The following is a 12,594-nucleotide window of genomic DNA, read 5'->3' as shown; positions in this document are numbered from 1 at the left end:
GCCGACGGCCGTGCGGGTGCCGTGCGCGGTGACGCCGGAGCCGGGGCGGGCGGGACCTGCGCGCGCGCCGGCTGCGGCGTCTGAGTGCCGACCGGCTCCGTCCGCGTCGCGGGGCGCTGCACGGGCTCGGCGCGGGCGATCAGCGACTCGAGACCGTCGACCTCGGCGGGCGCGGTCTCGAGTTCGGCGTCGGCGACGCTCGCCGCCGCGACGGGCGCGGCCTGACCCACCGGGTGCAGCGAGCGCAGGTAGCGCTTGACGAGCTTGTCGTGCTCGACGCGGAACAGCGGCGCGAGGGCGCGCTTCGCCCCGGAGGTGCGGGAGAACCCGCGGATCGTGAACCAGACGGACTCGTCGTCGCGGTACTCGACGAGGAAGATCGTCTCGCCGTCCTCGGGGTGTCCGTCGAGCGTGCCGAGGGCGTACCCGACGCGGTCGGGCTCCTCGATCGTGAAGACGACGCGCACGGGCGCCGCGAAGTTCAGCGGGCCGGACTTGATGTGCAGCACGGCCTTCATGCCGGGCGCGATGTACGGGGTGCCGTCCTCGGCGAAACGGTCGACGGTCGCGGTGGGGTTCAGCCCGACCGGGGCGCGGGTGGCGTCGAACGAGACGCCGGCGTACTGGCGGCCCGTGCCCGCCTCGATGTCGCTCACCGGGACGCCGGCATTGCGCTGCACGCCCCACGTCAGCAGGGCGGTGACGGCGGACTCGAAGCGCGGGCGGCCGGAGCCGAGGCGCACCACGGACTCGGCGGGGCGGAAGCCCGTCGGCGGGTAGCGCAGCAGGTCGGGGTCGAGGCTGGCGCCGATCGCCGCGTAGGTCACCGGTTCGTCGGTGAACGTGCTGCGTCGCATGCGTCGCCTCCTTCTCGCCGCGTCGGATCACGACGCGCGTCACGGGATGTCGGGTGGCGCGGCGAACCGCCGCGATCGTACCCCCAGCCCTCCCAGACTACGTCGAGCCGCCGACGCTCGCGAATCCGCGAGGATCCGTCGCAGTCGGCATCCGCTACTTCTTCTTGGCTTCCTTGCCCTCGGTGTCGCCCGAGAGCGCGGCGATGAACGCCTCCTGCGGGACCTCGACGCGGCCGACCATCTTCATGCGCTTCTTGCCCTCCTTCTGCTTCTCGAGGAGCTTGCGCTTGCGGGTGATGTCGCCGCCGTAGCACTTGGCGAGCACGTCCTTGCGCATCGCGCGGATGTTCTCGCGGGCGATGATGCGGGCGCCGATCGCGGCCTGGATCGGCACCTCGAACTGCTGGCGCGGGATGAGCTTGCGCAGGCGCTCGGCCATCATCGTTCCGTAGGCGTAGGCCTTGTCGCGGTGCACGATCGCACTGAACGCGTCGACCTGCTCGCCCTGGAGGAGGATATCGACCTTCACGAGGTCGCTCGCCTGCTCGCCGGAGGGCTCGTAGTCGAGGCTCGCGTAGCCGGCGGTCTTCGACTTGAGGTTGTCGAAGAAGTCGAAGACGATCTCGCCGAGCGGGATCGTGTAGCGGATCTCGACGCGGTCCTCGCCGAGGTACTCCATGCCGAGCAGCGTGCCGCGGCGCGACTGGCAGAGCTCCATGATCGTGCCGACGTAGTCCTTCGGCGCGAGGATGGCGGCCTTCACGACGGGCTCGGAGACCTCGACGATCTTCGCGCCGGTCGGGAACTCGCTCGGGTTCGTGACGGTGACCTGCTTGCCGTCCTCCGTCGTGACCTCGTAGGGCACGCTCGGGGCGGTGGCGATGATGTCGAGGCCGAACTCGCGCTGGAGGCGTTCGGTGACGATCTCGAGGTGCAGCAGTCCGAGGAAGCCGCAGCGGAAGCCGAAGCCGAGCGCGACGGAGGTCTCGGGCTCGTACACGAGGGCGGCATCCGAGAGCTTGAGCTTGTCGAGCGCCTCGCGGAGCTCGGGGTAGTCGCTCGCGTCGATCGGGTAGATGCCCGAGAAGACCATGGGCAGCGGCTCGGTGTAGCCGGGCAGCGCGTCGGTCGCGGGCTTGACCGCCGTCGTGACGGTGTCGCCGACCTTCGATTGGCGCACGTCCTTCACGCCGGTGATGAGGTAACCCACCTCGCCGACGCCGAGGCCCTTCGTCGGGGTCGGCTCGGGCGAGGACACGCCGATCTCGAGGATGTCGTGGGTCGCCCTGGTCGACATCATCTGGATGCGCTCGCGCGGGCTCAGCTTGCCGTCGACCATGCGGACGTAGGTGACGACGCCGCGGTAGGCGTCGTAGACGGAGTCGAAGATCATGGCGCGGGCCGGAGCATCCGCGTTGCCGACCGGGGCCGGGATGCGCTCGACGACGCGGTCGAGCAGCGCCTCGACGCCCATGCCCGTCTTGCCGGAGACCCGCAGCACGTCGTCGGGCGAACCGCCGATGAGGTCGGCGAGCTCCCGCGCGTACTTGTCGGGGTCGGCCGCGGGCAGGTCGATCTTGTTCAGCACCGGGATGATCTCGAGGTCGTTCTCGAGCGCCAGGTAGAGGTTCGCGAGCGTCTGCGCCTCGATGCCCTGCGCGGCGTCGACGAGGAGGATCGCCCCCTCGCACGCGGCGAGCGAGCGCGAGACCTCGTAGGAGAAGTCGACGTGGCCCGGGGTGTCGATCATGTTGAGCGCGTACGAGGTGCCCTCGATCTCCCAGGGCATGCGCACGGCCTGGCTCTTGATCGTGATGCCGCGCTCGCGCTCGATGTCCATGCGGTCGAGGTACTGCGCGCGCATGTCGCGATCGGACACGACGCCCGTGATCCCGAGCATGCGGTCGGCGAGCGTCGACTTGCCGTGGTCGATGTGGGCGATGATGCAGAAGTTGCGGATCAACGCGGGGTCGGTGGCGGCGGGCACCGGCGGGTTTGCGGCTCTCGGAGACATCCTTCCGATTCTCCCATGACCGGGGGTGCGTCCGCTGACACCCCGATCTACGCTCGGCTCATGGGCGGTGATGCGGCGACCGACGGGCGCTTCGGGCGCGCCTCCGTCGTGCTCGTGCACGGCATCCGGACATCGGCGACGATGTGGCGCGGGCAGCTCGCGCGGCTGGCGGCGCTCGGCATCCCGGCGCGCGCGATCGATCTGCCCGGGCACGGCGCCCGGCTCGGCGAGCGGTTCGCGCTCGAGGGCGCCCGCACGGCGATCGACGACGCGGTGGATGCCGCACGCTCGGACGGCGGACCGGTCCTGCTCGTCGGACTCTCGCTCGGCGGGTACCTCGCGATGGATGCCGTCGGCCGACGGCCGGACGCCGTCGACGGGCTCGTCGCCGCGTCGGCCGGCACGCTCCCCCGCGGGCCCGGCCTCGCCGGCTACCGCGCGATCGCCCGCAGCATCGCCGCGCTGCCCGATCGCGGGCGCGCCCTCAACGACCGGATGACGCGCGCCTTCCTCTCCCCCGCGGCCGCCGACGACGTGCTCGCGGGCGGCGTCGCCCTCGACGTCATGGACGAGGGGCTCGCGGCGGTCGGCACGACCGACCCGATCGCGGCTCTCGCCCGCTACCCCGGCCCTGTGTGGCTCGTGAACGGACGCTTCGACCACTTCCGCCTCGAGGAACGCCGCTTCCTCCGTGCCTGCGTCGACGGCCGGCTCGTCATCATCCCCGGCGCCACGCACCTCGTGTCCCTCGTGCGGCCCGACGAGTTCGCCGCGGTGGTCGCCGGCGCCGTCGCCGAAGTCGAGCGCCGGGCCGGCCGGCGCACCGGCCGCGGAGCGGACGTCGCGCGAGCCTGAGCAGCCGCCGTACGGACACTCCGAGGACGCCCCCGCATTGGCGGGCTCCGGACGAAGCTGGTAACGTTGCTGTTTGGCTTGCGTGTGGGTCCCACCCCGCACGAAACGCCGGACGCGAGCCCCTCTACCTCGCGGCGGCACTCTCACCGGTACCCGCACGAACGAAAGAACGATTCATGGCGAACATCAAGTCGCAGATCAAGCGCAACAAGACCAACCTCAAGGCCCAGGAGCGCAACAAGGCCGTCAAGAGCCAGCTCAAGACCGTCGTCCGCTCCGCGCGCGAGGCGATCGCGACCGGCGACAAGGACAAGGCCGTCGCCGCCGTCCAGGTCGCGAACCGCAAGCTCGACAAGGCCGTCTCCAAGGGCGTCATCCACAAGAACCAGGCCGCCAACCGCAAGTCGGCGATCGCCAAGCAGGCCGCCGCGCTCTGACGCGAAGCCAGCTCGATCGAAGGGTCCCAGCCGCACGGCTGGGGCCCTTCGTCGTGTTCGGACCCGTTGAGCGAAGCAACCCGTTGGTCGGGTAGGCGCGCAGCGCCGCCCCAAGCGCCGGTCGAGTAGGCGCGCAGCGCCGCCCCAAGCGCCGGTCGAGTAGGCGCGCAGCGCCGTATCGAGACCCCGCAACGCACCTCACCGGGTCTCGATACGCGGCTCCGCCGCTACTCGACCGGCAACGGTTGCATCTCCGACGTTGCTCGACCGGCGACGATTGCGGCTTCGCCGCTTCTCGACCGACGGCGCTAACGACGCCCGCGGGCCGCGATGAGGCCGACGAGCTGCTCGAGGGAGAACACCGGGTCGCGCGAGGCGCCCTTCACCGCGGCATCCGTCTCGGCGAGCGCCTGCACGACGCGCCCGAGGCCCTCGTCGGTCCAGCCGTTGAGGTCGCGACGCGCGCGGTCGATCTGCCACGGCGCGAGCCCGAGCGGCCCGGCGAGTCGGGCGGCGGGGCCGTGGGAGTCGGCGACCTTCGCCATCGTGCGGATCTTCATCGCGAAGGCCGCGACCATCGGCACCGGGTCGGACCCGGAGTCGAGGGCGTGCCGCAGCGCGATGAGCGCCGGACCCTGACGGCCCGCGATCGCGAGGTCGGCGACCTCGAAGGCGCTCACCTCGGCGCGGCCGCCGTAGTACTTGGTGACCTCGGCGTCGGTGATGTCGCCGGTGGTGTCGGCCACGAGCTGCCGGCAGGCCGCGGAGAGCTCCGCGAGGTCGTCGCTGAAGGCGGTGACGAGAGCGCGGAGCGCGGACGGGGCGATGTAGCGCCCGGCCGTCTTGAACTCGGCGGCCGCGAACTCCTGCTTCTCGCTGTCTTTCTTCAGCTCGCCGCAGACGATCTCGACGCCGCCGCCCGTGCCGGCCCGGATCGTGTCGAGGAGCTTCTTGCCACGCACGCCGCCGCCGTGCCGGAGCACGAGCGTCGTGTCGGGGTCGGGCGACTCGAGGTACGCGAGCGCATCCTCCAGGAAGTCGTCGCTGCACTTCTCGACGGCGTCGACGCGGATGAGGCGCGGCTCGCCGAAGAGCGACGGGCTCGCGAGGGTCAGCAGCTCGCCGCGCGCGTAGGAATCGGCCGCGAGGTCGTGGACCTCGAGCGACGGGTCTTCACTGCGGAGGAACTCGCGGAGACGCTGGCTCGCCCGGTCGGCGAGGAACCCCTCAGGACCGGAGACGAGCACGATGCGCTCGGACGGGAGTTCGTACCACGGGAGTTGCCGGATCGCGACCTTACCGCCGCTCTTCGCCGCGGGTTTCGCAGCCGGCTTCGCCGCCCCGCGCCCCGTTCCGCGCTGTGCCATCCGGCCTCCTCACTCCGCTCGCGATTCTACGGGGCGCCGCCGACAGGGACCGCCTCGGCCGCCGGCACCGACCGCTCGCTCCAGAGCGCGAAGCCGCCGTCGGTGCGGGTCAGCACGAGCGTGCCGAGCAGGTCGCTGCGGAGCGCCGTCGTCCCCGAGTCGCGGAGGACGTCGAGCAGCCGGTCGGTCGGATGCCCGTAGCCGTTGTCGGCCCCGACCCCGATGAGGCCGACCGGCGCCGCGAGAGCCGTGTAGAGCGCCGAGTACTGGTCGGCGGAGCCGTGGTGGGCGACTTTCACGACGTCGACGGGAGCGAACGAGCGGTCGGCCGCGAGGGCGCGCTGCGCCTCCTCGCCGAGGTCGCCCAGGAAGACGCCCCTCCAGCCGTCGCCGGCGACCTCGAGCACCACCGAGGCGTCGTTGCCGGGCTCGCCCGCGGCATCCAGCGGCCATCGCACGCGCCACTCGAGCCCTCCGAGCCGCCCGCCGAGCCCGGCGGCGACCGGCACGACCAGGGCTCCCCCGGCCTCCAGGAGACCGACCGGCTCCGACGAGCGCACGCCGTCCGGCGGGCCGACGAGGGCGGTGCCGACCCGCCCGGCGACGGCCGCGACGCCGCCGGCGTGGTCGGCGTCCCAGTGGGTGACCACGAGGACGTCGATGCGGTCCACGTCGAGGAGCGCGAGGCAGCGTTCGAGCGCAACGGGGTCGGGGCCTGTGTCGATGAGCAGCAGTCGGCCCTCGGAGCGCAGCAGCACGGCATCCCCCTGCCCGATGTCGCACTGCGCGAGCTGCCAGTCGCCGGGGCGCCCCGCACGCGTGAGCGCCGGGCCGCCGAGGAGCGCGCCGAGCGGGACGAGCAGGGTCGCCACGACGAGGGCGAAGGCCAGGATGCGCCGAGCCCGCAGACCGCCCGTCGGCGGGCCCGAGCCGCCGGGCCGGCCGAGCAGCAGCACGAGCCCCGCGAGCGTGCCGACGGCGAGCAGCAGCGCGCCGAGCGCACCGGGCACCCAGGGCACGCGGTTCACGGGAATTGCGGCCACGGCGTGCGCGATCCCCGCGATCCAGCCGGCCGGCAGCGTCGCGAGCTGCAGCAGCCAGTCGGCCGGTCCGGGGAGGAACGGCAGGAGGAGGCACGCGAGCATCCCGACGACCGTGCCGATCGGCGCCGCCGGCGCGGCGAGCAGGTTCGCCACGACCCCGAGCCCGGCGACCGCCGGATCGAGCAGCACGAGCACGGGCTGGCAGGCGAGCTGGGCGGCGAGCGGCACGGCGAGGGCCAATGCCAGCGGTGCGGGCATCCACGCCGCGAGCCGTGCAGCGAGCGGGGCCGCGAGCAGCAGCAGCCCGCCCGTCGCGAGCACCGAGAGCGCGAAGCCGTAGTCGCGGGCGAGCCACGGATCGACGGCGAGCAGCACGAGGAGGGCGAGACCGAGCGCCGCGGCACCGCCCGCCCCGCGGCCCGCGCCGAGCCCGACGAGCACGACGACCGACATCGTCGCGGCGCGCACGACGCTCGCCTCCGGGGTCACGAGCACGACGAACGCGGCGAGGGCGGTCGCCGCCAGCACGAGGCGCGCGCCGCGCGGGAGCCGCAGGGCGATGCCGACCACCAGGAATCCCGCCGTCACGAGCGCGCAGTTCGCGCCGGACACCGCGGTGAGGTGGCTGAGGCTCGACGCCTTCATCGCGGTGTCCAGTTCGTCGGAGACGAGCGAGGTGTCGCCGATCGCCAGCCCCGGCACGAGCGCCCCGGCATCACCGCCGAGTCCCGCCGCCGCGGCCCGGAATCCGGCTCGCAGGCCCGCTGCCCAGTCGAGCCACGCGGGCGGTCGGGCGACGTCGACCGTGCCGGTGCCGGTTCCCGTGAGCTCGTACGCCGCCTCGTCGGCGGGCTCGCCGCGTTCCGCCTCGACCTCGAGGGCGAGCCGTGCACCGAGCGCGACGCTGCCGTCCGCGGGCAGCTCGGCGGTCAGCACCACCGGGACGCCCGCGGTCGGCTCCCCCTCGACGGCGAGGAGCCGCGCCTCGAGGCGCTGCCGGCTCGTCGGCTCCGCCCCCTCGTCGCCGCCGGCCGGCTCATCGCTCCCCCAGAACGAGAACGCGGCACGCGGCGCACCGGAGGCCTCGACGACGACGTGCACCCGGGCGCCCGATTCGGCGGCAGCGGCGAGCGGCGTGTCCGCCCGGGCCGCGGCACCGGCCGCTGCGGAGCTCGCGACGAGCGCGGCCGCTGCTGCGAGCACCGCGATGGCGGGCAGCATCGGGAGCAGCGCGTCGGGCCACCGCAGCCGGTGCGGGCCGGCCGGTGGCCGAACGTGCGGCCGGTTCGACCGGCGCCGGGCAACGAGCGCGACGGCGAGTGCCGCGCCCGCGAGCATCCAGCACCCGATCGCGAGCGAACGAGCGCCGCCGGGCGTCATCCCGATCGCGACCCACGCGAGCGCCCACACGACCGAACCCGCGACGAGCAGGCGGCGGCCGGCGTTCACAGGGCGACGAGCCCGTCGAGGCCCGACAGGATGGCGTCGCCGATGCCGGCGACGTCGCCGAGCTGGTCGACGCTCGCGAACGGCCCGTTCGCCTCCCGGTAGTCGATGATGCGCTGGGCGAGCGCCAGTCCGATGCGCGGCAGCGTGTCGAGCGCGGCGACGTCGGCCGTGTTGAGGTGCACGAGCCCGTCGCCGGCACCCCCGCCGGCCGCGGCACCCCCGCCGGCACCGGAGGCCTCCACGACCTCCCCGACCTTCGGCACCCGCAGCTGCTCGCCGTCGGTGACCGGTCGGGCGAGGTTCACCCCTGCGGGATCGGCGTCGGCGGCGAGCCCGCCGGCCGCGGCGATCGCGTCGACCGCGCGCGAGCCCGCCGCGAGCTCGACGAGGCCGGGTCGCGCGACCGCACCGAGCACGTGCACGAGCAGCGGCGGCTCCGCGGCGAGGGCGACCGGCTCGTCGCTCGCGACCCCGACCGTCACCGTGCCATGCGCGCCGCCGCCCGAGGACGTCGCCGACCACCAGGCCGAGACCCCGACCGCGAGCACCACGAGCACGATCGCCGCCCCGAGCCCGATGCGGCGGGCAGGTCGCGCGCGCGGGTGCAGCAGTGCCGCGGCATCGGCGACGGGGTCGGCCGCGCCGCCCTGGTCGCCGTGGTCGTCGGTCGGGTGAGAGAGCGCGGGCATGCCGGGCAGGCTAGGCCGCGCCCGAGCCCGGAAACGGCCGAGCGCGGCCGGGCTCAGGGGCCCGGCCGCGCTCAGCGGTGCTGTGGAGGACGACTCAGCGGACGATGAGGTTCACGAGCTTCGGCGCGCGTACGACGACCTTGATGATCTCGCCGTCGCCGACGCTGCGCAGCGCCGCCTCGGAGCCGCGCGCGAGTCGCTCGAGCTCGTCCGCGGAGACCTTCGGGGAGACCTCGAGCCGGTCGCGCACCTTGCCGTTGACCTGCACGATGGCCGTGACCTGCTCCTCGACGAGGAGGGCCGGGTCGGCCTTGCGCCACTGCACGAGGGCGACGGTCGGCTCGTAGCCGAGGCGCGACCACATGTCCTCCGCCGTGTAGGGCGCGAACAGGTTCAGGATCATCGCAGTGACCTCGCTCGCCTCGCGCACGGCGGGGTCGCCCGCGCCGGGCCCCGAGTCGATGGTCTTGCGGGTGAGGTTGACGAGCTCCATGAGGCGCGCGACGACGACGTTGAACTTGAACTGCTCGAGCAGGCCCGGGGCATCCGCGAGCAGACGGTGCGTCGCACGGCGCAGCGCGGCGTCACCGCCCTTCCACTCGACATCGGGGCTCGAGGTGACCTCGCCCGAGATGCGCCAGGCGCGCGCGAGGAACTTCGCCGAACCGGTCGGCGAGACGTCGGCCCAGTCGATGTCGTCCTCCGGCGGGCCGGCGAACGCGAGGGTGACGCGGAGCGCGTCGGTGCCGTGGGCCGAGAGCTCGGAGGCGAACTCGACGAGGTTGCCCTTCGACTTCGACATCTTCGAGCCGTCCATGAGGACCATGCCCTGGTTGAGCAGCGACGTGAACGGCTCGGTGAAGCCGAGGTAGCCCGCGTCGAAGAGCACCTTCGTGATGAAGCGCGAGTAGAGCAGGTGCAGGATCGCGTGCTCGACGCCGCCGACGTACTGGTCGACGGGCGCCCACTTCTCGGCCGCGGCCGGGTCGAACGCCCGGTCGTCGTCGTTCGCGTTGAGGAAGCGCAGGTAGTACCAGGACGAGTCGACGAACGTGTCCATCGTGTCGGAGTCGCGCTTGGCGGGACCGCCGCACTGCGGGCAGGCGACGTTGATCCAGTCCTCGGCCGCGCCGAGCGGGCTCGTGCCCTTCGGCTTGAGGTCGAGGCCGGCCGCGTCGGGCAGGCGCACGGGCAGCTGCTCGGACGGCACCGCGACCTCGCCGCAGTCGGGGCAGTGCACGATCGGGATGGGCGTGCCCCAGTAGCGCTGGCGCGAGATGAGCCAGTCGCGGAGGCGGTAGTTCTTGGCCGCACGGCCGAGGCCGCGGGCTTCGAGGTGCTCGACGGCGCGACGGATCGCGTTCGGCTTGGACAGCCCGTCGAGCGGGCCCGAGTTGATCACGCGGCCGACGCCGGTGAGGGCGACGCCCGTCTCCTTCGGGTTCGTCAGTCCGGCATCCTCGGGCAGGATCGGCTCGCCGTCCTCGTCGAAGTGGATGACGGGGATGACGCCCGTGACGGGGGCGTTCGTGTCGACGACGACCCGCACGGGCAGGTCGAAGGCGCGGGCGAAGTCGAGGTCGCGCTGGTCGTGCGCGGGCACGGCCATGATCGCGCCGTGGCCGTAGTCGGCCAGCACGTAGTCGGCCGCCCAGATCGGCAGCCGCTCGCCGTTGACGGGGTTGACCGCGTAGCGCTCGAGGAAGACACCGGTCTTCGGTCGCTCCGAGTTGAGGCGGTCGATCTCGGTCTCGGCCTGCGTCTTCTCCAGGTAGTCCTGGAAGCGCATCCGCACCTCGGCCGAGGCGCCGGAGACGAGCTCGGCGGCGAGGTCGGAGTCGGGGGCCACGACCATGAAGGTCGCGCCGTAGAGCGTGTCGGGACGGGTCGTGAAGACGCTCACGCGGGCATCCCGGCCCTCGATCTCGAACTCGACGTCGGCACCGGCGGAGCGGCCGATCCAGTTGCGCTGCATCGCGACGACCTTCGAAGGCCAGTTGCCCTCGAGCTGGTTCAGGTCGTCGAGCAGGCGGTCGGCGTAGTCGGTGACGCGGAAGTACCACTGCGTCAGCGACTTCTTCTCGACGACGAAGCCGCAGCGCTCGCAGTGCCCGTCGACGACCTGCTCGTTCGCGAGCACGGTCTGGTCGTTGGGGCACCAGTTGACGAGGCCCTCCTTGCGGTAGGCGATGCCCCGCTTGAAGAGCTCGAGGAAGAGCCACTGGTTCCACTTGTAGTACTCGGGGTCGCTCGTGTGGAGCTCGCGCGACCAGTCGAAGGAGGGCGCGTAGGTCTTGAACGACGCCTTCTGCTGGGCGATGTTCGCGTAGGTCCACTCGCGGGGGTCGACGCCGCGCTTGATGGCGGCGTTCTCGGCGGGCAGGCCGAAGGAGTCCCAGCCGATCGGGTGGAGCACGTCGAAGCCCTGCTGGCGCCAGTAGCGGGCGACGATGTCGCCGAAGCCGAACGCCTCGGCGTGGCCCATGTGCAGGTCGCCGGAGGGGTACGGGAACATGTCGAGCACGTACTTGCGCGGGCGCGTGTCGCCGGGGCGGCCGGCCGCGAACGGGTCGAGCTCCTCCCAGACGGGAGTCCACTTCTCCTGGATGGCGGCGAAGTCCCAGGCCTCGGCGTCGGGCGCCCGGCCGCTGTCGTGCTGGGGGTTGTCGTGCTCTGCCACGGAATCCTCGATCGTCTCGTCGTCGTCTCTCGCCTTGCGGCTGAAATCGTCGGGGGCGCACTGGGGAGGCGCGCCGCACCCGACCATCCAGCGTACCGGTTCGCGCTGGATGCCCGGTCAGTGCGACGTCGGTCCGTGTCGCGGTCGTCGAGCGACCCGTTCAGGATGCCCCGAACCCCGCGAACCCGTCCGGGACGGGCGCCCGCGAGCAGCGCCGGGCATCGGCCCGGCGGCACCTTCCTCAGGATGCCTCGCGTCCCGCGAACTCCGCCGGCACGGCCGCCCCGACCGCGGCCAGCAGCGCGCGCGCCTTCACGCGCACCTCCTCGACCTCCTCGTCGGGATCGGAGAGCGCGGTGATGCCGCCGCCGGCCCCGATGCGCGCGACCGCGCCGACGACGACGATCGAGCGGATGACCATGGCGAGGTCGAGCGCGCCGTCGTCGCCGAGGCGGCCGAAGGCGCCGGAGTACACGCCGCGCGGCCCGTCCTCGAAGCCGTGCAGCAGCTGCATCGCGCGGAGCTTCGGCGCGCCGGTCATCGAGCCGGCGGGGAACGCTGCGCGCACCGCATCGATCGGACCGACGCCGGCCGCGAGCCGGGCGCTCACCGTGGAGACGAGCTGGTGCACCTGCGGGTACGACTCGACCGCGAAGAGCGCGTCGACGACGACCGAGCCGAGCGAGGCGACGCGGCCGAGGTCGTTGCGCATGAGGTCGACGATCATGAGGTTCTCGGCGCGCTCCTTCTCGCTCGCGACGAGCTCAGCGGCGAGCGCCCGGTCGGAATCCGCGTCGGCCCCGCGGGGCCGGGTGCCCTTGATGGGCTTCGTCGTCACGCGGCGCTCCGGCCCGACGTGGAGGAAGAGCTCCGGCGAGGCAGAGGCGAGGGCGACGCCGCCGATGCGCACGAACCCGCCGTGGTGGGCGGGGCTCATGGCGCGGAGCCGCCGGTGCACGGCGACGGCGTCGATGGATTCGGCTTCGACGCGGAACTCGTTGACGAGGCAGAGCTGGTAGGCCTCCCCCGCGGCGATGGCCGCCTGGCAGGCGAGGATGCGCTCGCGGTAGGCCCCGGCGGCGTGCCGCGCGGCGGCGATGATCGGCGGCGGCGGGGCGGCCGGCGCCGGGAGCGGGCCGTTCGGGATCGCGGCGATGCGGGCGACGGTCGCGGCGGCCCACTCCGCGTCGCCCGCGCGGCCGG

Annotated in this window: 9 protein-coding genes; 2 read left to right on the top strand and 7 right to left on the bottom strand. The window is 73.2% G+C overall.

Going from position 1 to position 12,594, the window contains the following annotated elements; all coding sequences use genetic code 11:
- Both GB864_RS16310 and lepA read right to left on the bottom strand, forming a co-directional pair.
- Positions 1-857: DUF1990 family protein (locus GB864_RS16310; protein WP_160426756.1), on the bottom strand; the 857-nt coding region annotated here is incomplete at its 3' end.
- 154 nt (positions 858-1,011) lie between these two features.
- Positions 1,012-2,871 carry a translation elongation factor 4 gene (gene lepA, locus GB864_RS16305; RefSeq protein WP_160426755.1) on the bottom strand — a complete coding sequence of 620 codons (1,860 nt, stop codon included), beginning with the start codon at positions 2,869-2,871 and terminating at the stop codon, positions 1,012-1,014.
- 15 nt (positions 2,872-2,886) lie between these two features.
- Here lepA and GB864_RS16300 point away from each other — a divergent pair, with 15 nt between their 5' ends.
- Positions 2,887-3,726 (top strand): alpha/beta fold hydrolase, encoded by an 840-nt coding sequence (locus GB864_RS16300; RefSeq protein WP_236779194.1) that lies wholly within the window; start codon positions 2,887-2,889, stop codon positions 3,724-3,726.
- Between the two features lie 176 nt (positions 3,727-3,902).
- Complete coding sequence (rpsT, locus tag GB864_RS16295) at positions 3,903-4,163, top strand: 30S ribosomal protein S20 (RefSeq protein ID WP_160426754.1); 261 nt, start codon at positions 3,903-3,905, stop codon at positions 4,161-4,163.
- Between the two features lie 308 nt (positions 4,164-4,471).
- On the opposite strand, the gene holA is transcribed toward rpsT, so the two are convergent.
- The 5 genes from holA to GB864_RS16270 form a co-directional block, all read right to left on the bottom strand.
- Positions 4,472-5,530 (bottom strand): DNA polymerase III subunit delta, encoded by a 1,059-nt coding sequence (gene holA / locus GB864_RS16290; RefSeq protein ID WP_160426753.1) that lies wholly within the window; start codon positions 5,528-5,530, stop codon positions 4,472-4,474.
- A 26-nt stretch (positions 5,531-5,556) separates the two neighbouring features.
- A complete protein-coding gene (locus GB864_RS16285; protein ID WP_160426752.1) occupies positions 5,557-8,022 on the bottom strand; it encodes a ComEC/Rec2 family competence protein in 2,466 nt (821 codons plus the stop codon).
- Positions 8,019-8,711 carry a ComEA family DNA-binding protein gene (locus tag GB864_RS16280; protein WP_160426751.1) on the bottom strand — a complete coding sequence of 231 codons (693 nt, stop codon included), beginning with the start codon at positions 8,709-8,711 and terminating at the stop codon, positions 8,019-8,021. Before GB864_RS16280 ends, GB864_RS16285 begins: the two co-directional genes overlap by 4 nt.
- A 94-nt stretch (positions 8,712-8,805) precedes the next feature.
- Entirely contained in the window at positions 8,806-11,391 is a 2,586-nt protein-coding gene (leuS, locus tag GB864_RS16275; protein WP_336604046.1) for a leucine--tRNA ligase, read from the bottom strand.
- 241 nt (positions 11,392-11,632) lie between these two features.
- Positions 11,633-12,594, bottom strand: a 962-nt coding sequence (locus GB864_RS16270; RefSeq protein ID WP_160426749.1) for an anthranilate synthase component I family protein, incomplete at its 5' end; no start/stop codon positions are given.

Origin of the sequence: Agromyces seonyuensis, assembly GCF_009789225.1 — a bacterium.
GTDB classification, from domain to species: domain Bacteria; phylum Actinomycetota; class Actinomycetes; order Actinomycetales; family Microbacteriaceae; genus Agromyces; species Agromyces seonyuensis.
Note: the sequence above shows the minus strand (reverse complement) of the source record. Positions and strands in the feature narration are given on the sequence as shown.

Coding starts and splice junctions, on each gene's coding strand:
- GB864_RS16280 (WP_160426751.1), bottom strand. CDS start 8,711: ATGCCCGCGCTCTCTCACCCGACCGACGACCACGGCGACCAGGGCGGC.
- rpsT (WP_160426754.1), top strand. CDS start 3,903: ATGGCGAACATCAAGTCGCAGATCAAGCGCAACAAGACCAACCTCAAG.
- holA (WP_160426753.1), bottom strand. CDS start 5,530: ATGGCACAGCGCGGAACGGGGCGCGGGGCGGCGAAGCCGGCTGCGAAA.
- GB864_RS16300 (WP_236779194.1), top strand. CDS start 2,887: ATGACCGGGGGTGCGTCCGCTGACACCCCGATCTACGCTCGGCTCATG.
- lepA (WP_160426755.1), bottom strand. CDS start 2,871: ATGTCTCCGAGAGCCGCAAACCCGCCGGTGCCCGCCGCCACCGACCCC.